19 protein-coding genes and 1 pseudogene are annotated in these 17291 nt (G+C 69.7%); 6 read left to right on the forward strand and 14 right to left on the reverse strand.

What is annotated here, in order from left to right; genetic code table 11:
* The first annotated feature begins 21 nt into the window (after positions 1-21).
* A complete protein-coding gene (locus AB0O15_RS44925) occupies positions 22-660 on the forward strand; it encodes a TetR/AcrR family transcriptional regulator (RefSeq protein WP_364333280.1) in 639 nt (212 codons plus the stop codon).
* Between the two features lie 139 nt (positions 661-799).
* Here the strand turns inward: AB0O15_RS44925 and AB0O15_RS44930 are convergent, their stop codons facing one another.
* Together AB0O15_RS44930 and AB0O15_RS44935 are read right to left on the reverse strand one after the other, a co-directional pair.
* Positions 800-1813 carry an FAD-dependent monooxygenase gene (locus AB0O15_RS44930; RefSeq protein ID WP_364333283.1) on the reverse strand — a complete coding sequence of 338 codons (1014 nt, stop codon included), beginning with the start codon at positions 1811-1813 and terminating at the stop codon, positions 800-802.
* A gap of 32 nt (positions 1814-1845) precedes the next feature.
* Positions 1846-3060, reverse strand: a complete 1215-nt coding sequence (locus AB0O15_RS44935) for a cytochrome P450 (protein WP_364333286.1) — start codon at positions 3058-3060, stop codon at positions 1846-1848.
* A gap of 105 nt (positions 3061-3165) precedes the next feature.
* On the opposite strand from AB0O15_RS44935, the gene AB0O15_RS44940 reads away from it, so the two are divergent.
* The gene (locus AB0O15_RS44940; RefSeq protein ID WP_364333289.1) at positions 3166-3768 is read left to right on the forward strand and encodes a TetR/AcrR family transcriptional regulator C-terminal ligand-binding domain-containing protein; all 603 of its coding nucleotides are present in this window, start codon (positions 3166-3168) and stop codon (positions 3766-3768) included.
* A 10-nt stretch (positions 3769-3778) separates the two neighbouring features.
* On the opposite strand, the gene AB0O15_RS44945 is transcribed toward AB0O15_RS44940, so the two are convergent.
* Positions 3779-4732 carry a pyridoxal-phosphate dependent enzyme gene (locus tag AB0O15_RS44945; protein WP_364333292.1) on the reverse strand — a complete coding sequence of 318 codons (954 nt, stop codon included), beginning with the start codon at positions 4730-4732 and terminating at the stop codon, positions 3779-3781.
* A gap of 91 nt (positions 4733-4823) precedes the next feature.
* Here AB0O15_RS44945 and AB0O15_RS44950 point away from each other — a divergent pair, with 91 nt between their 5' ends.
* A complete protein-coding gene (locus AB0O15_RS44950) occupies positions 4824-5876 on the forward strand; it encodes an Lrp/AsnC family transcriptional regulator (RefSeq protein ID WP_364333295.1) in 1053 nt (350 codons plus the stop codon).
* 195 nt (positions 5877-6071) lie between these two features.
* On the opposite strand, the gene AB0O15_RS44955 is transcribed toward AB0O15_RS44950, so the two are convergent.
* The 5 genes from AB0O15_RS44955 to AB0O15_RS44975 all read right to left on the reverse strand — a co-directional run bounded on the left by AB0O15_RS44955 (position 6072) and on the right by AB0O15_RS44975 (position 11012).
* Positions 6072-7463: an aldehyde dehydrogenase family protein gene (locus AB0O15_RS44955; RefSeq protein ID WP_364333297.1), complete on the reverse strand. Its 1392-nt coding sequence runs from the start codon at positions 7461-7463 to the stop codon at positions 6072-6074.
* Entirely contained in the window at positions 7460-8032 is a 573-nt protein-coding gene (locus AB0O15_RS44960) for a thiamine pyrophosphate-dependent enzyme (protein ID WP_364333299.1), read from the reverse strand. Before AB0O15_RS44960 ends, AB0O15_RS44955 begins: the two co-directional genes overlap by 4 nt.
* On the reverse strand, positions 8032-8565 hold the full coding sequence (locus tag AB0O15_RS44965; protein ID WP_364333302.1) for a hypothetical protein: 534 nt from the start codon (positions 8563-8565) through the stop codon (positions 8032-8034). Before AB0O15_RS44965 ends, AB0O15_RS44960 begins: the two co-directional genes overlap by 1 nt.
* A gap of 49 nt (positions 8566-8614) precedes the next feature.
* Positions 8615-10096 carry an MFS transporter gene (locus tag AB0O15_RS44970; protein WP_364333305.1) on the reverse strand — a complete coding sequence of 494 codons (1482 nt, stop codon included), beginning with the start codon at positions 10094-10096 and terminating at the stop codon, positions 8615-8617.
* A 133-nt stretch (positions 10097-10229) separates the two neighbouring features.
* Positions 10230-11012: a hypothetical protein gene (locus tag AB0O15_RS44975; protein WP_364333308.1), complete on the reverse strand. Its 783-nt coding sequence runs from the start codon at positions 11010-11012 to the stop codon at positions 10230-10232.
* 32 nt (positions 11013-11044) lie between these two features.
* Here AB0O15_RS44975 and AB0O15_RS44980 point away from each other — a divergent pair, with 32 nt between their 5' ends.
* Positions 11045-11335 (forward strand): hypothetical protein, encoded by a 291-nt coding sequence (locus tag AB0O15_RS44980; protein WP_364333311.1) that lies wholly within the window; start codon positions 11045-11047, stop codon positions 11333-11335.
* A gap of 394 nt (positions 11336-11729) precedes the next feature.
* On the opposite strand, the gene AB0O15_RS44985 is transcribed toward AB0O15_RS44980, so the two are convergent.
* Positions 11730-12431, reverse strand: a complete 702-nt coding sequence (locus tag AB0O15_RS44985) for an SDR family NAD(P)-dependent oxidoreductase (RefSeq protein WP_364333314.1) — start codon at positions 12429-12431, stop codon at positions 11730-11732.
* A 93-nt stretch (positions 12432-12524) separates the two neighbouring features.
* Between AB0O15_RS44985 and AB0O15_RS44990 the strand changes: the two genes are divergently transcribed.
* Positions 12525-13373 (forward strand): LysR family transcriptional regulator, encoded by an 849-nt coding sequence (locus AB0O15_RS44990; protein ID WP_364333317.1) that lies wholly within the window; start codon positions 12525-12527, stop codon positions 13371-13373.
* Between the two features lie 53 nt (positions 13374-13426).
* Here AB0O15_RS44990 and AB0O15_RS44995 read toward each other — a convergent pair whose 3' ends face one another.
* The 5 genes and pseudogenes from AB0O15_RS44995 to AB0O15_RS45015 form a co-directional block, all read right to left on the reverse strand.
* Positions 13427-13816, reverse strand: a complete 390-nt coding sequence (locus AB0O15_RS44995) for a hypothetical protein (protein ID WP_364333320.1) — start codon at positions 13814-13816, stop codon at positions 13427-13429.
* A gap of 28 nt (positions 13817-13844) precedes the next feature.
* Positions 13845-14486: pseudogene (locus tag AB0O15_RS45000) on the reverse strand (RICIN domain-containing protein); the annotation flags it as partial.
* The gene (locus AB0O15_RS45005; protein WP_364333323.1) at positions 14483-15334 is read right to left on the reverse strand and encodes a LysR family transcriptional regulator; all 852 of its coding nucleotides are present in this window, start codon (positions 15332-15334) and stop codon (positions 14483-14485) included. The pseudogene AB0O15_RS45000 and the gene AB0O15_RS45005, both read right to left, overlap by 4 nt.
* A 185-nt stretch (positions 15335-15519) precedes the next feature.
* Entirely contained in the window at positions 15520-16056 is a 537-nt protein-coding gene (locus tag AB0O15_RS45010) for a hypothetical protein (RefSeq protein WP_364333326.1), read from the reverse strand.
* A gap of 195 nt (positions 16057-16251) precedes the next feature.
* Positions 16252-16647, reverse strand: coding sequence for a hypothetical protein (locus AB0O15_RS45015; protein WP_364333329.1), 396 nt, complete (start codon positions 16645-16647; stop codon positions 16252-16254).
* Between the two features lie 418 nt (positions 16648-17065).
* Here AB0O15_RS45015 and AB0O15_RS45020 point away from each other — a divergent pair.
* The coding region (locus tag AB0O15_RS45020; RefSeq protein WP_364333332.1) for a hypothetical protein at positions 17066-17291 on the forward strand (226 nt) is incomplete at its 3' end.

Consider the following 17291-nt stretch of genomic DNA (forward strand, 5'->3'; position numbering starts at 1 on the left):
CTTCTGGCGTAGGCTTTTGCCGTGCCGAGGATCAACGCGGAGGTACAGACTCCGGGCCGCCGCCTGCGGTCGGAGGGAAAGAAGACCGCCATCCTCGACGCGGCTGAGGCCTTGTTCATCACCGAGGGGTACGAGCGGACCACAGTGGACGCCATCGCGGCACTCGCCCAGGTCTCCAAGCGAACCCTCTACAACCACTTCAGCGACAAGGAGATCATCTTTCTCCGGGTGCTGAGCCGCGTGAACGAGACACTGCTGAGCACCATCAGCGCCGCCATCGATGAGGAGCTGACAACGGGACGCGATCTGCGCGAGGCGTTGGCGGCCTTCGCCCACCGCATCGTGGACCGGGCCTTCGGATCCTCCGACTACCTGACCTTTCGCCGGCTGATCTCGCAGCAGCAATTGGTGCCCCGCCCGCCGGGAGCGATCCGCGACCGTCCGCTGGGCATGCTCGAGCAGCGATTCACCGAACTGGCGGCCGACGGCAGCATCCGAGCCTCCCGTCCCCGCCTCGCGGCACAGCACTTCACCGCGCTCACGATCAGCCTCGCGCAGGAGGCCCTGCTGGACCACGAGAACGAGAAGGACACCGAGCCCCCGGACATCGACGCGATCATCGCGGACGGGGTGGACGCCTTCCTGCGCGCGTACCGATAGAGACCTGTCCCGGTCTGGCCGCCGGTCGCGCCGGCGTGGCAACTCAGGATTCGGCCATGGCGCGCAGTCGTGCGTTGCGGAGGTCGAGGGCTTGCTGGGTTGCGGGCACGACGAGGTCACCGCCGGGACCGGCGCTGTCCTATGCACGTGCGACGTAAGGACGCTGACGGGTCTCGTACTCGTGGAAGGCGGCCTCGAGATCGCCCGGGTTGCCGCGCAGCGCCTCCGCGAGCAGCCAGGCGCCGGTGATGGCAAGGGATGCGCCACGTCCGGACAGGCCGGACGCGCAGTGTGCGGCGTCGCCGGCCAGGACGACGCGGCCATGGTGCCAGCTCGGCATGTGGATCTGGCTCACCGAGTCGAAGTACAGCTCGGGATCCTTGCGGACGGCGTCGAGGATCTCGGGTACGCGCCACTCATCGTGTCCCGCGAACGCGTCGAGCAGGATCTGCTTCTGGGCGTCGAGGTCGTGGTAGTCGTAGTCGATCCATGCGGAGCGGAAGTTCATGACGCCGAGGGCGGTGTCGTTGTACCGGGCGATGCCGATCATGTGGCCGGGCCAGTTCAGGAACGGGTTCTTGCGTTCGGTGCCGGCTGCGGCGGGCAGGTCGGTCAGCGCGACGTAGAAGCCCAGGTGCTTGAGGTAGTCCTGCTCCGGGCCGAAGGTCAGCCGGCGGGTCAGCGAGTGCATCCCGTCGGCGCCGACGACCAGATCGAAGCGATCCTGTTTACCGGAGATGAAGGTGACCTCGACGCCGTCACCGTCGTCGTGCATGTGTTTGATCGATTCGCCGAAGACGACGGGCGCCCCGGGGGCCAGAGCCGCGTGCAGGACGCGGGCGAGTTCCTCGCGGGGGATCTCGGTGTCGTCCTCGGAGTCACTGACCTCGCTGCCGGGGAGCTCGGCCAGGACGGTGCCGTCAGCGCTGATGAACTGGGTCATCTCCGTCATGGTGACCTTGCGGCCCTGGATCTGGTCGAGGACGCCCATCTTGCGGGTGACCTCGATCGCGTCGCCGCGGATGTCGATGGGGGAACCGTTGACGCGTAGGTGGCCGGCCCGTTCGACGAGGGTGATGTCGTGACCGATGGCGCCGAGGTTGATGCCGGCGGCGAGACCGGCCATGCCGGCTCCGGAGACCAGGATGCGCATGATGGCGGGTTCCTTTCAGGGATGGGGGCGCGTCAGCTCCAGCTGACCGGCAGGGCGTGGACGCCGAAGATCGTCATGTCGGTCCGCAGCGGAACCTCGTGAGCCGCGACCGCGAGTCGCAGGCCCGGCAGCCGGTCGAGCAGCGCGGCATAGCCGACGATCAGCTCCAGTCTGGCCAGCTGCTGTCCCAGGCACTGGTGGATGCCGAAGCCGAACGCGAGATGAGGGCAGCGCGGCCGGTCGACCCTGAGGTCCTGCGGCGCCGTCCAGGTCCCGGCGTCACGGTTGGCCTGCGACACGGCCACGATCACCGCGGCCCCGGCCGGCAGGGTCGTCTCGCCGAGCGGCACCTCGTGAGTCGTCACCCGCACCACGCTGAGCTGCGCGATCGAGAGATAGCGGAGCAGTTCCTCGACCGCCGCCGGCCAATGGCCGGGATGGGTACGCAGAAAGTCGAGCTGGTCCGGGTGACTGAGCAACGCGAACATCCCGAGCGCGAGCATGTTCGAGGTCGTCTCGTGCCCGGCGACCAGCAGTTGCCGGGCGATGTTGACCAGCTCGATGTTCGTCAGCGCGGGATCGGCGTCGCTGCTGATGAGGCCGGACAGCAGATCGTCACCGAGGTTCGCGCGCTTGTGCTCGATCGATCGCGACAGGAGCTCGTCGAACTCCGCACCGAGCTGCGCGGCACGCTCTGGTGAGGTGTCCAGCCGGGCCATCTCCGCGGCGAACGACTGGAACGTGGCCTGATCGGCGTGCGCCACCCCGAGCAGCTCGCAGATCACCAGGGACGGCAGCGGCAGCGCGAAGTCGGTGACCAGGTCGCCGCTGTTTCCCCGGGCGAGCATTCTGTCGATCAGGGTGGCGGCGATGTCCCTGATCGCCGGTTCCAGCTTGCCGACCCGCCGGACCGTGAACGCGCCGGTCAGCAGCCGGCGGTAGCGGGTGTGCAGCGGCGGGTCCATCGCGGCGAACAGGCCCGCGCCCGCGCCGTACGGGTCTCTCGGGTTGGGCCGCAGCGACGACCGGTGCATGAACCTGTCGGCACTGAACCGCGGATCGGTCAGGACCTGCCGTCCCTCGTCGATGCCGGTGACCACGTACGCCTCCGAGCCGTCGAGCAGATTCACGCGGGACACCGGTGACAGCTCCCCGAGCCGGCCGAGGACGGCGGGCGGATCGAAGGGGCTGTGACCGGCACGGTCGAAGTAGGCACGGGGTATCGGCACTCTCGGGGTAGCGGTCATCGCCCCTTTCTAGCTCAACCCACCCCACTAAAGCAACAACTCGTCGCATTAACAGACGGCGCAGGCTATGGTGGTGCTCGATCGGCGGGAGGAGCGACGAAACCGATGGCCGAAGGACCCACACCGGAGGTTCCCGTGCGCCGGCGGCCGGGCGGACGCTCGTCCCGGGTGCGCGCGGCGGTGCTCGACGCGACGGTCGCCATCGTCGCCCGGCACGGGGTCACCGGCCTGCGCTACGACGAGGTCGCCGAGCTGGCCGGCGTCAACAAGGCCAGCGTCTACCGCCGGTGGCCACAGCGGGACATGCTGGTCAGCGAGGCGCTCACCCGCCTCGCCGACCAGGAGGCGCCGATCGGGAACACCGGCGACCTGCGCAGGGACCTGGCCGGCTTCCTGGTCGCGATGGCCGCCAGCCTCTCCAGCCCGCTCGGCCGGGCCATCAGCAGCGCCCTGCACACCGCCGAGGGCAGCGCCGAGCTCCGCCGGGTCGTCCAAAGCTTCTACGACCGGCGGACCAGCACTCTCGATCAGCGGATCTCTCAGGCCGTGGACAGCGGCGAGCTGCCGCGGGTGGACACGCACCTGCTCGCCGAGCTGTTCACCGGCCCCGTCCATCTGCACGTGACCCGCGGCGTCAAAGACTTCACCGCCACCGACGCCGAGCGCATCGTCGACGTCATCCTGGCCGGCATACGAGCGACACGTTAAGGCCGGCCCACTACCGTGCGCAGATCTCCGCGTAGCGGCCGGTGTCGATGTTGCCGCCCGAGATGACGACGCCGACGCGGGACGGCGGGGGCCCGGCGGCCGCGCAGAGGATCGCGGCCAGGCCGCTGGCACCGCTGGGCTCGGTCACGATCTTCAGGCGCTCGAAGGCGAAGCGCATCGCCTCGCGGATCTGGTCGTCGGTGACCACAACGACGGCGTGGACCAGGCGCTGGTTGACGGCGAACGTGAGCTTCCCGGGAATGCGTGCGGTCTGGCCGTCGGCGATCGTGCGTGGTACGTCGACGGCCACGCGGCGGCCCGCCGCGAGGGAGCGCCTGGTGTCGTCCGCGGCCGCCGGCTCGACGCCGATCATGCGAATGTCCGGGTACCGGCCGGCGACGGCGACGGCGCAGCCCGCCATGAGCCCGCCGCCCCCGACCGGCACGAGCAGCATGCCGAGTTCGCCGGTGTCGTCGAGCAGTTCGAGAGCGGCGGTGCCCTGCCCGGCGATGACGTCGGGGTGGTCGTACGGCGGGATGATCGTCATGCCGCGCTCAGCGGCCGCCGCCACGGCGAGCGCCTCCCGGTCGTCGGCGTAGCGGTCGAAGGTGAGCACCTCGGCGCCGTACCCGATGGTTGCGGCCGTCTTCGACCGCGGGGCGTCGTGCGGCATGAGGACGACCGCGGGCACGCCCAGCGTCCGGGCGGCCAGCGCGACCGCCTGCCCGTGGTTACCCGAGGAGTGGGTGAGCAGGCCGTTCGCCAACCGCTGCGGCGGCAGGCGCGACGCGGCGTGATAAGCGCCTCGGAACTTGAACGCGCCGGTCCGCTGCAGGTTCTCGCATTTGAGGAACACCTCGGTGCCGACGAGCTCGTCGAGAGTCCGTGAGCGCAGCACCGGAGTGCGATGCACCACACCGGCAAGCCGGGCGGCGGCGGCACACACGTCTATGTCGATCGTCATGCCGGAAGGCTAGGGCGCCTCTCACAGAAGGCAGTTGTGCTGCATGATTCCTTCAACCGCGCGCAGATGGTGCACTGAAGGAGCGTTGATCATGCCCGAGGTGGACTTCGACGAACTCGACGTCGCGATCGTGGACGCGGTGCGGTCGGCGCCGCGCGCGAGCTGGCGCGACCTGGCGCCGGTCATGGGCGTGGACCCGGCGACGGTCGGGCGGCGCTGGGCGCGGATGCACGCCGCGGGCGTGGCCTGGGTGACCGCTCACCCGGCGGGCCGGGCAACTCCGGCCTGCGCCCTCGTCGAGATCAGCTGTACGCCCGGCAGATCCGCCGCGGTGGCGGCCACCCTGGCCGACGACGTGGAGGCGGCAACCATCAAGCTGACCTCCGGCGGTCGTGACCTGCAAGTGCTGGCACAGGCCCCCGACCTCACCGCGCTCTCCGGCTATCTGCTGGACCGGATCGGGCACCTGCCGGAGGCCACGAACGTCCGCAGCCACATCGTGACCCGCTCCGCCATCGAGGCCAGCCGGTGGCGCGAAGGCGCTCTCGACCAGGACCAGAAACGACGGCTGAGCGCCTACGCCACCTCCCGCGCGGAGCACGCCGGCCTCCTCGAAGCCGTCGACCACCGCATCGTGCGGGCGTTGACCATCGACGGGCGGATGCCGTTCGAGCGGCTCGCCGAGCACGCCGGTGTCGGAGCGGTGACCGTGCGGCGGCGGCTGTCGCGGCTGGAGAGCGCGGGATTGCTCACCTACCGGTGTGACACGTCGCGCCATCTCTCCGGCCGTGCCGTGGCGGCGGTCTACTACGGCTCGATCGACGTGGACGGCCTCGACGACGCTGAAGGACGCCTCCGCGGGCTGCCCGGCGTGCGCGCGTGCAGCATCGTGGCCGGGCCGCACAACGTGATCATCGATGCGTGGCTGCACTCGGCCGCCGAGGTCCACGAACTCGAACGCCGGATGAGCCAGGCGCTGCCGGCCCTGCGGGTCCAGGACCGGACGGTGGTCCTGCGGGTGGTCAAGCTGCTCGGCCGCGTCCTGGACGGCGAGGGCCGATCGGTACGCTCGGTGCCGCTGTTGGCGGCCATCACCACCGATTCCACCCCGGCGCCAGAGGACTCCCCGGCGGCACCGGCCTGACCCCAGCCCGGGGTGTAGCCCGCACCGACCCACGCCCGTCGGGCAAAACCGGCACGTCGCGCGGTGGCCAGCCGGTCTCGAAGTGGACGACCCGGGTCCCGCGGGCCTCCAGCTCGGCCGCCCGGTCGTAGACCGTCCGGATGCGGGAGGGGGTGATGCCGGACAGACGTTCGGCGGGCCGGGCGTCCGGAGCGGTCATCGCCCGCCAACCGCCTTCCGGATCCGCGATGCCTGAACATTGGCCAGTTCGTGCACGCCCCACCGGCCGAGCTCGCGACCGTAGCCGCTGGCCTTGACCCCGCCGGCCGGCAGCCGCGGGTCGGTGGCGGAGATCGTGTTGACGAAGACGGCGCCGGCCTGAATCCGCGCGCCGAGCGCCGCGGCGTGTTCGCTGTCACCGCTCCAGACGCTGCTGCTGAGCCCGTACCGGGAGGAGTTGGCGAGCGCAACGAGTTCGTCGTCGTGCGCGCCGGTGGTGAGCGCGCCGAGCGGGCCGAATGTCTCGTCCGAGAACAGAACCGAGTCGCGCCCTTCCACTTCGACGATCGATGGCGCGAACCACGCTCCCGGCCCGTCCTCCGGCGCGGGCGCCTGCGCGATCACCCGGCCGCCGGCCGCCACGGCCTGACGGCGCTGCTCGCGCAACGAGTCGCGAAGGTCAAGGCGGGCGAGCGGGCCGATGTCGCAGCTCTCGTCGGCCGGATCGCTGACGGTCAACGCTTTGACATGCGGCACGATCGCGTCGACGAACTCGTCGCGGACCGACCGGTGGACGAGGATCCGCTTCGCCGCGATACAGCTCTGCCCGTTGTTGAGGAACCGGGACCGTACGGCGGCAGCGGCCGCGGCCGGGATGTCGGCGTCGGCGAGGACGATGAACGGATCGGATCCGCCGAGCTCGAGGACGCACTTCTTCAGGGCGGCGCCGGCACGGGCGGCCACGAGCGCCCCCACCCGGTCGCTGCCGGTGAAGGTGACGGCGGCGATCCGGTGATCCGCGATGATGTCCGAGGCGGTCGCGCTGTCGACCACGACGGTCTGCAGGACGCCGGCACCGTACGCGTCCTGAAAGATCTCTTCCACCTGCATCGCGCTGCCGGTGACCGACTCCGCGTGCTTGAGCACCACCGCGTTGCCCGCGGCGACGGCGGGCAGCATCGCCCGGATGACCTGCCACCACGGATAGTTCCACGGGAGGATGCAGAAGACGACGCCGAGCGGCAGGACGCGCACCACCGCGGTGTCGCCGTCGAGGTCGAAGGTCTCCGGCCGCAGCATGCCGGGCAGCTGCGCGGCGTAGTAGCGGCACGCGCCGACACACTTGTCGATCTCGGCGCGCGCCTGCCGGATCGGCTTGCCCATCTCCAGAGTGATGAGCCGGGCGAGCCGCTCGCGCCGGGCCGTCAGGAGATCGCCGAGCCGGCCGATGGCGGCGACCCGCTCCCCTGGGCTCGACCGGCCCCAGCCGCAGGCCGCCGCGGCGGCCAGCACCCGGTCGACGCTCCCGGCGGTGGCATACGGATAGAAGTCCAGCTCCTCGCCGGTCGCCGGGTTGACCGTGACGACGCCGGCGCCCACCCGGGTCACGCCGCGTCCTCCCGCAGCCAGCGGATGAACCGGTCCCGGATGGTGACCGGGTCGACCAGCAGCTTCGGGATGCCTGTCGCGTTACCCGGCTCGATGCGGGCGTACAGGAAGGCCGGTTCGCGGACGGCGAGCAGGTCGGCGAAGGCGGTTCGTAGCCCGTCGACGGTGTCCACCGAGCGGGTCGCCCACCCGGCGGCCGCGGCCAGCCGCTCGAGGTCGACCCGGGACGAGTAGGTCGGCAGCGCGCCCGTCGACCCGTAGACCCCGTTGTCCAGCAGAACGAGCAGCAGGTTGGCGGGGGCGAGGTAGCCGCCCGTGGGCAGCACGTTCGGGTTCATCAGCAGTGAGCCGTCGCCCTCGATGCCGATCACCTTCGGCGCGGCCGGGTTCAGGCTCAGCGCCAGTCCGGTGGCCACCGATCCGGTCAGGCCCATCGCGTCGAGCAGGTAGAAGTGGTTGTCGCTGTCGCGCACCGAGGCCAGCTCGCGGCTGGTTGCCGCGCAGGTCACGACGACGGGATGCCGGCCGGTGAGGTCCGCGAGCGCGGTGAGCGCCTCGATCCGCTTCATCAGGCGACCTTCCCGTCGGTGTTCCAGAACGACCCGAGGACCACCACGGGCCGGTACGTCATGACGGCGTGCACGCCGGCCTCCCGGACCGTCTCGCGCCAGTCGCCGGCGCTGCTGCGCCGGTCCAGTTCGATGACCGGCAGTCCGGTCGCGCGCAGGATCGCCGGCATCGGCTGGCTGATCGAGTGGATCATCGAGTTGTACTCGCCGAGCCCGCCCCGGGTGTTCGCGAAGATCAGCAACGGCAGGTGGTACGCGAGCGGGAAGGTGGTCAGCGCGGTCAGCGCGTTGCCGAAGCCGTTGTCCTGCATGACCACCGCGCCCAATGCGCCGGTGAGGGCCACGGCGCCGAGCACGCCTACCGCCTCCTCCTCCCGCGACAGCGGGGTGACCCGCGGCGAAACGCCGTCCACGCCACCGTCGGCGGCCACCAGGGCGTTGACGACCGGTGCCACGGTCACGGAGGGGATGTATCCGACCCGTGCCACGTCCGCCGCCCAGATGCCGTCCGCGACGGCTTCCGCGTATGTCATGTGCGGTCTCCTCTCAAGGTGCTCAGATGCTGTTCCCCGCGGCGATGACCTAGATGTGGCTGACGGGTACGCCGGTGACCACGTACCCGCGCATCCGGCGTACCAGGAAAGCCGTCGGTATGGCGGCGAGGACGAACACCACGCCGGCAACCGCGATGTAGCTGTGCACACCGAACGACGAATTGACGGACTCCCCCTCGTGGACGGTCCGGGTGGCCCCGAGGACGGCGGAACCGATGAAGTTCATCGTGACCGAGCCGATGGCCACCATGACCATGACCATGCTGGAGACCGTGCCCTGCCGTTCCCGGGGCGCGAGGATGGACGCCAGGTTGAAGCCGGACGTGACCAGCGAGCCGGCGGTCAGGCTCAGCAGGAACGACGACACCACCGCCAACGGGAGGTTCCCCGCCCCGATCAGCAACATGATCACCGTCGCGGTCACGCCGGCCAGCACGCCGGCCGCGAGGGTGCGCGCCGGCCCGACCCTGGTCGCGACCGCCCCGGCCAGGATGCCGCCGAGCATGATTCCGATCGACGGGACGCCGAACATCAGGCCGAGGGCGGCGGGGCCGGCGATCCCGTACCCGAGGCCGTCTTCGGGCGAGACCTCGATCAGGAGGCTGAACAGCTGGAGCATGCTCTGGTAGGCGCCGGTGCCCATCACGACCACGAGCAGGCCCAGCCCCAGGGCGACCGAGATGCCACGGATGTCGATGACCGGCTCCGGCCGGCGGGTGAGCACCAGATACCAGAAGAGCAGCGCGGCGATCCCCGCGACCAGCACCAGGATCGGGAACGGGTTCAGCCATCCGAAGACCTGGCCCAGGCTGATGTAGACCAGGACGCCCGCGAGGCCGCCGCCCAGCACCAGAGCACCCCGGACGTCGACCTTTCCAGGCGTCCGGTTGCGGCTCTCCGGCAGCACGAGCCGTACGAGCAGCGTGGCCAGTCCGGCGAAGCTCGCCGAGATCACGAACACGACCCGCCAGCCGAACGCGTCCAGCGCCGGCTCCAGAATGAACGGCGTGACGATGCCGAAGACGGCCGAGCCCGACGTGACGAAACCGGTCACCACCATCGCGAACTTCGGCGCGCAGATGTCCCGGATGAGCGCGACCGTGAGGAACAGGGCCGCGACCGCCGCACCCTGCAGGACACGCCCGATGACGAAGACGATGATGTGCGGCGCGGCCAGGCACACCAGACCACCGGCGCCGGCCACGAGCAGCGTGATCACCAGGATCTTTCGCTTGCCGTTGATGTCGGCGCTCTTGCCGAGCAGCGGCGCCCACATCGCGCCGGCGAGCATCGCGCTGGAGCCGATCCAGGCGAACTGGTCGGTGTGGAAGGCCTCGCTCAGCTGCGGCAGCACGAAGGTCGGCGAGGCGAGCACGCTGTCGACCATCACGTTCACCATGACCAGGATCGCGACGTAACCGACGACGCGTCTTGTCCACCCGGTGTGCAGGTCGTCAGCGGGCGGGTCGGCCCGGGCTTCCGCGGTGGCATCGGCGCCGAGTTCTGCCATCAACATCTCCTCTTGGGGGATCGGAGGGGTGCACCTGCGGATCACGCCCCGCCGGCCGGTCCGGCGTACGTGATCCGGCCGTCGTCGCCAGCCTCGAGAACCGCTTCGGTGTCGACCGCTGCCGCGATCCCGATCAGCCGCACGTTGCGCACTCGTAGCGCGGTGCTGTGGTGCAGTTCCACCCGAAGCCCACCTTCGCTCGACGACCGGTGATGCGACCGTAGGGCGATCCCGCGTCTTGGCCTCGACGTGCACGAAACCCGTACGACGAGGGCAGCCGTTGCACGGAACCGTCACACCTTGGCTCCTCGAGAAGCACATGAGCGGACGTCCGGATCGCGCTGACGGCGCCCGCAGGCCCATACGTCACGCGGCAGGTTTGTGCCACACCTACGGCCGGGGCGAGGTCACCCACATCATGGCTCAGGGCTGCGCGTACTTGATGCCTCGGACATCTTGGAAGCTTCATGAACACCGGGAAGTCATCCCAGCCGGCAAATTCCTGTTCGTCGCGGATGACCTGGTAGGGCGGCTGGGGCAGCTTGAGGTCGTCCAGAGTGGCGGAGGCCGACACCTTGTCCTGGACCCGTGTGAGCGCCTCGAACGGCGGGACGACGGTGCGGACACCGGCGCTTGCAAGCCGGTCGTCGGCGCAGGAAAGAACAGCGACCTGCTCCTGGGTCGGCAGCAGCACATCAGCATCGGTGCGGGCGTACTGGTCGAGGGCGGCGTCGAGCCAGTGGAACGGGTCCACGCCATAGGCTGGTACCGGATGGATCCGATGTACGTGGCAGGTGAAGCGGCACAGGCACCACGGGTCCGGCGAGAGCGCCTCGACCCGGTGCCCGGCTCGCGACAGCAGCGTAGCGGTCTGCCGCGCGGTCAGTCCGGAGCCGTCTGTGAGCAGTACGTGCATCGTGGCCTCCGTTTGTCTACGTCATAAGCTCGGTGTATAACGCGCTGCGCGAGGCCGGCCAGGAACCGGCCCAGATCCCACGAACGGAGCGACTGCTCAGCACCGCAATCCTCGGCTTTGCCGCCAGCGAGGCGGCCGGCCGGTTCTCCCACCATCGCGCAACCGTCCGGGACGCCGACTTCGCCTGCCTGCTGAACTGGCTCCGCCACATCGTCGACCACGCCTCCGATCGGGGCTGCCCCGCTGAGACTGACGCCGCTGTTGCCGATGGGGCCGAGAGCGAGCCGCGACGACAGCGTGAGGCGTTACACGACAACCATTGACGTCTCACACAACCGGCGCTCACCAACAGGCGCCGGCACCGACTCCATGAGCGGGCCGGCAACCCCCCATCGATGTGCCAAGTTCGATGGATACCAGCGCGCAACCTGGTGGAGGTCAGCCAGGGAGCAGAACAGAACCACGACAAAGGACCCTTTGATCGCCTTTGAAAGCCGTTCAGAACTGGGTGCTGCTCCCAATCTGCTCCCCCATGTCGGGCTGGGCCATGGGCACCACCGGCCAGACGTAGGCCAAACCATTGGCGACCTCGTCGGCCCCATCGCGACGGCGCGGAGAGCCATGGGGACGCACGCTGTCCGCGGCAGATCCGCGCGTCCGATCGTGGCATCACGATGAACGCCGGAGCCCCGTCGCGGCCGGCGTGGGGTGTTCGGTTCACCACGGGACCGGCCCGTCGTCCTGTAAGAACGCGCCGGTCGGGCTGTCCGGCACGGTTGCCAGGTGTACGGCGATCGCGGCGCCCTGCTCAGCGGTGCGCTCCAACGACAGACCCAGTGCGGCGGCGAAGTCCGTGGCACATGCGCCAGGCGCCACTGCGTTGACCGCGATCCCGTCGGCGGCCAGAGCCTTGGCGTACAGCACCGTGAGCATGTTCAGCGCAGCCTTCGACGCCGGGTAGGCGAGCGCGATCCGCGACGAGGCGAACGCATGGCCCGGGTCGGACTGCCAGGCCAGCGACCCGGTGCCGCTGGAGACATTGATGACGCGGGCGCCAACCGCCTTGCGCAGCAGCGGTAAGAACGCCTCGGTGAGCCGCACCACGCCGAACAGGTTGGTCTCGAACACCGCACGCATGACCGCCAAGTCCGCCTCGCCGGCGAGCTGACCCGCGCTACCGCCCGAAATGCCGGCATTGTTGACGAGTACGTCGACCTGCCCGTACCACTGCTCCACGTGAGCGACAGCGTCGCGCACCGAGCCGTCATTGGTCACGTCGAGTGGCACCGCACGGCCGCCGAGACGTCGCGCTGCCTGCTCGCCGGAGGCGGCGTCGCGCGCCCCGACGACCACGGTCATGCCCCGCTCGGCGAGCCCCTGCGCGATCGCCGCGCCGATACCCCGGTTGGCCCCGGTCACCAGGGCGATCCTCGTTGTCGACATACCCCTATCCGAGCAGTGCGCCGGACCGACGTCCAAGATCGATCGGGTGGGTGTCGATACCGTTGCGGTATGGACGACGTCGAAACCCGCGAGCTGCGGTACTTCGTGGCAGTCGCCGAGGAGTTGCACTTCGGCCGGGCCGCAGCCCGGCTCGGCATCGCGCAGCCGCCGCTGTCGCGCGCGATCCGGCGGCTGGAACACCGCATGGGTGTCGCGCTGCTGGAGCGCACGAGCCGCGGCAACCACCTCACCGCGGCGGGTGAGGTGCTGCTCGGCGAGGCGCGTGTGGCGCTGGACGCGATATCGACGGCGGTACGCCGAACGCGTCGGGCCGGCGCAGCGCAGCGGTCGCTGGTGCTCGCGATGAAGCCCGGCGGCGACGGGGGTCTGCTGCCGCGGATCCTGGCCGCGTACGAGTCGGAACCGGACGCGCTGCCGGTTCAGTTCGCGTTCTCGCTGGGCGAACGCGCAGCGATGCTGCGCAACGGGCGAGCCGACGTGGGCCTGCTGCACCATCCGCAGAACGACCTCCAGGGGTTGGCCAGCGAGGCGCTCAGCGTGGAGCGGCGGGTGGTCGCCCTGGCCGACGGGCATCGGCTTGCGGCCTATGACAGCGTGTGTCTGGCGGATCTGGCCGGCGAGACGATGCCGCAGTGGCCGGAGGCAGTCGACCGCGGCCCCGGGCCGGTGGTGCGCGACGCCGGCGAGCTCATGCAACTCGTCGCGCTGGGACGGGTGGTGGCCCTGGTCGGCGAGTCGGCGCTGGACGGGCCCTACCGCGGCGTGACGTACCGTGCGGTGCGGGACGCCCCGCCCGCGACGCTGGTCGTGGCGTGGCGGGAGGGCAGCCGGTCACGGCATGTCGCGGCCTTCGTGCGGGCCGCCCGCACCACCGCGGCCGACCGTGCCCTCGCCTGACGGCGCGTCGATTCGGCTAGCCCGACGCGTGCCGGGCACACCGTCATGCACCCTCAACTCGGCATGAGCGTGCATGTGAACGTGGCCGGTAGGCTATTTCCCGAATACCCAGGCATGAGCAGCCGAAGCGGGCGGTCAGAGGGCGGCACCATCGGCGGGGTTACGAGGGCAGACGCGGCCGCACCTGGATCACCCTGACCGGCGTGGCCGAGCCGTCTGTCGTGCCGTCGCCGGCGTTTAAGGTTCCAGCCTTGGACTGCGAGCCCGTTGCATTTCCACAGCTGGATGCTGGCGCCGGGCGTGGTGTTGAAGCCCTCGTCGTCCAGGCAGAGACTCGAGTCCAGGTACGGCTTCAGCCGGAAGATGTTGACCCCGGCCCGGACGTTGCCCCACATCTGGGAGACTCGGCCGTTGCACCGGGCTTGGGTCGGCTGCGCGCCCACGGTCGGAGCGTTGCCCCGGATGCTCAGGCACAGTCCGCTGTTTCTGGTTGACGATCTGGAAGTAACCCGTCTCGTTCACGGTTGTGACCCAGTCGTAGCGCCACCGCTCCGGGGGCCCGCCGTGGCAGGGGTACTGCTGGATCCGGGCGCCCTGGTTCCGACTGCCGTAGGCGACGTCGACGCACATCTTGCTGTGCTGGTTGACCACGAGAAGGGCGTCGCTGGCGTCGACCGTAGGCCGATGGAAGGGAAGCTGGATGCTGACCGGCACGGTCCACTTCTGCCGGCAGCGTGTCGAGCTCAGGACCCGGGAGTCGCAGCCCTGCACCACCGCGGTGTAGGTGCCGTCTTGTGGATGGCTGACGACCGTGCTGCCCTGGACCCGGCCCCGGATCTCGCGCTGGCCCACGTTGCGGCCGTTGAGATCCCAGCGGACCTGGAAGAAGTCGTACTTGAAGGGCATGGTCCGCCCCCAGTCGATGACGAGGTCACCGTTACGCCGGTAGAGCGCGACCATCATGTTCGCCCCTTGTCCGGGTGACCAGACAATTTCGCCGTGCTCGAAGGTGTTGACCCGGCCGCGTCCGCCGGCGCCGGCCCGTTCCGGTCCTAGGGGGCAGCCCAGCGGCCCGTTCGCGCCTTTGAGTGATCGCCACTTCTCAGCGATCAGCCCGACCGGCTTGCGGCACCGGGCCGGAAAGCCGGACCAGCCGCAGGCGGCGGCCGCAGGCGGCGGCCGAGCGGGTAGGCGATGTCGGGGTAGGTGACCATCGCGGCATCGCCGGCCTTGAGCAGGCGCAAGTTGGTCCCCTGATCGTCTGCGGGTATGTCGACCAGCCGGGCGTCGCGGCGTGGGCGTAGATCGTCGAGCCACAGTCCGCCCATGAACTCGCCCGCGACGGCCGGGTTGTAGCCGATCGGGTAGTCGACGAAGTCCCGCACATGCACCGCGGCGGCGTCGGCCAAGGGGTGGCGCTCGCCGACAACGACGACGCGGGCGCTGGTCAGCGGGGTGGGGAACGACTCCACCCCTGGGTGACGAACCACGCCGTTGGCGAAGAGCACGTCGACCGTCCGGTCCGGCAGGCAGCTCGCGAGAGCGGAGAACGGCACCGCGAGGGTGCGCAGCAAGACGCCGGGAAAGTTCGCGCGGACCTGCTGGGCGATCCCCGGCAGGCCGAGGTGCCGACGCATCGCCTCGCCGGTGCCGGCCGGAAAGCCGAGCCGTAGCGGGCGTCCGCCGAAGGTCCCGGTCCGGGCGGCCTCCCGGGCGGCCGCGCGGACCATCTCGGCGTGGGCCAGCAGGTCCGCCGCGCCGGCCGCGAACTGTTTTCCACCCACGGTCAGGGTCACCATGTCGGTCACGGGGCGGTCGATGAGGGGCATCCCGAGGTCACGTTCCAGGCGCTGGATCCTTTTGGTCAGCGCCGAACAGGTCAGGTGGTGCCGGGCCGCAGCTCGGCCGAAATGGCCCTCGTCCACCAGTGTCAGGAAGCTGGCGACCAACTCCAAGTCCATGAACCCGACAATGGAGGAGAATTTTGGTGGCCGTCGTCCAGGCCGTGCGACTTACCGGAGACATCGGCGGCTCCGCGAGAAGGTGGTGACCCGCTCGCCACGAAGGCCGGATCTGGTTACCTCAGCTGTACGTGACCTGCGGCGCCCTCTTGTCAGCGGCATGTGAGTGTGGCGGCGCACCCGCATCAGCCGTGGTACTGACAAGGAACTGGTAGCCCGAACCGGCGGCATAGCGCCAGAACGTCGGCGCGGTCACCGAGGTCACCCGTGTAGGCATCGCGGAACTTGACGGCCCATTCGGCGGTGATGCAATCGACGGTCCGGTCCCCGAGTTCGCCGCGGCCAGTCAATGAGTCGGCTGGATAAGCGTGACCGGCTTCTGGTGGTCCAAGTAAGCCGTTGCCATCCGTGTCGAGAACGATGACGTGCAGATCGACTACCGCGCCGTCCCGGTGCCGCATCAGGAAGTTCCACGACGTGGCGCCGTCCTCCCCAACTGCCACGAAGCCTTGACTCGACAGCGCCGCGAGAAAAGAACTTAGGTGGCGGGCCTCGATCGCGACGTCGAGGTCCCCGTGCTCGCGGGTCTGGCCGCCCAGTAGCGCGTCGACTCCCCAGCCCCCGTCGATCCACAGCCGCGCACCTACAAGGTCTGCCAGGCGCAGAACTGAGAGCACATCACTCAGCGTGGTACATGCTCCGAACGGGGTGCTGCTGGGCATGGAGCAAGTATGCAGACCCGACGTCCACCCGCTCCACGCAACTCGCGGCGCCACGCCGTCCAGCGCCTCGCGCCTCGCGCGTCGCGGCAGATCCGGATGTCATGCTGGTGCTATTGGGCCGCGCTGTGACCTTGCATGCAGGGGTGTCGCTGTCCGCGTCGTCGATGCCCGGCGGCCCTGGCGGTAATGCAGACGTCATCCGATCCAGATGTTGATCACAGTGTCGGCGTGTGGCGCGGCTACCGGTACGCCCTCGCCCGCGTAGATCTCCAGCTCTCCGACGAGCCCGCTGAGGACGTGCAGCACGACGCTGACATCGCCGCCGCCAGACGCGGACACAGCGAAGTAGTCGTCACGCCCGGTGTCGCTGAGCTGCGCAACAGCCGTTGCGGGCACCTGCGGTCCCTCGGTGCGCAGTCCGACCGACGCGCAGCCGCAGTCGCAGGTGGACACGACGCGCACCGTCGCGACCTGTTCGCTGAGGCTCGGGACATCAGCGAACGTCACCAGCCGGGCCATCAACGCATGCTCGGCCTCGGTGAGCGCCCGCGGTCGTGGCAGCTCGACGAGCGTCGGAACCGACTCGGTCACCGCCTCACGGTAGCGCTATGCCGGTCGCGGATAGCACCGGTTTCCCGTCCCGATGAGCGGGCGGGTCCGCGCCGATCAGCGGCAGAACAGTGCGCCTATTGGGGGCGCTACATGTAACTACTGCTGACAACCAGGATTCAGTGCTGGAAACGTCGGCCGGCAGCTTGAGGATGCTGGCAGCGGCCGCGAGCACCGAGTGGACCCATGTTCGGACGTGGCGTCACCGTGCCGACGCCAACCGCGTCGGTGGATCGAGGCCAAGCCACTCCGCCGCGTCGACGTCGAGGTTCAGCACCATTCGCTGTGCGAGGATCTCAACGATGGCTCGGCGGCCCCGCCATTTGTGTTCAACCTCGTACGACGGGGCCGGTGGTGGAGGCGGCGTCTGCCATGACGCCGGACGGATTGGGGAGCGACCATGAACGTCACCGTTGTTGGTTCTGGCAACGGAGGCATGGCTGTCGCCTTCGACTGGGCTCAGCATGGCCACCGGGTCTCGCTGTACTCCCGAGCCTCACACGCTCACGAAAACATTGAGGCAGTTCGGGTCAAGGGCGGCATCAACAGCCAGGGACGGCTGGAGGGCTTCGCCCCGGTTGCGTACTCCGGTACGGACATCGCAGCCGCCATGGAGGGCGCCGAGA

It is taken from the genome of Actinoplanes sp. NPDC089786 (assembly GCF_040684855.1).
Taxonomy (GTDB): domain Bacteria; phylum Actinomycetota; class Actinomycetes; order Mycobacteriales; family Micromonosporaceae; genus Actinoplanes.

Bases quoted from the DNA above. Each gene is read 5' to 3' on its own strand.
- AB0O15_RS44930 (WP_364333283.1), bottom strand. From the start codon at position 1,813: ATGCGCATCCTGGTCTCCGGAGCCGGCATGGCCGGTCTCGCCGCCGGC.
- AB0O15_RS44935 (WP_364333286.1), bottom strand. From the start codon at position 3,060: ATGACCGCTACCCCGAGAGTGCCGATACCCCGTGCCTACTTCGACCGT.
- AB0O15_RS44940 (WP_364333289.1), top strand. From the start codon at position 3,166: ATGGCCGAAGGACCCACACCGGAGGTTCCCGTGCGCCGGCGGCCGGGC.
- AB0O15_RS44945 (WP_364333292.1), bottom strand. From the start codon at position 4,732: ATGACGATCGACATAGACGTGTGTGCCGCCGCCGCCCGGCTTGCCGGT.
- AB0O15_RS44950 (WP_364333295.1), top strand. From the start codon at position 4,824: ATGCCCGAGGTGGACTTCGACGAACTCGACGTCGCGATCGTGGACGCG.
- AB0O15_RS44960 (WP_364333299.1), bottom strand. From the start codon at position 8,032: ATGAAGCGGATCGAGGCGCTCACCGCGCTCGCGGACCTCACCGGCCGG.
- AB0O15_RS44965 (WP_364333302.1), bottom strand. From the start codon at position 8,565: ATGACATACGCGGAAGCCGTCGCGGACGGCATCTGGGCGGCGGACGTG.
- AB0O15_RS44970 (WP_364333305.1), bottom strand. From the start codon at position 10,096: ATGGCAGAACTCGGCGCCGATGCCACCGCGGAAGCCCGGGCCGACCCG.
- AB0O15_RS44975 (WP_364333308.1), bottom strand. From the start codon at position 11,012: ATGCACGTACTGCTCACAGACGGCTCCGGACTGACCGCGCGGCAGACC.
- AB0O15_RS44990 (WP_364333317.1), top strand. From the start codon at position 12,525: ATGGACGACGTCGAAACCCGCGAGCTGCGGTACTTCGTGGCAGTCGCC.
- AB0O15_RS45005 (WP_364333323.1), bottom strand. From the start codon at position 15,334: ATGGACTTGGAGTTGGTCGCCAGCTTCCTGACACTGGTGGACGAGGGC.
- AB0O15_RS45010 (WP_364333326.1), bottom strand. From the start codon at position 16,056: ATGCCCAGCAGCACCCCGTTCGGAGCATGTACCACGCTGAGTGATGTG.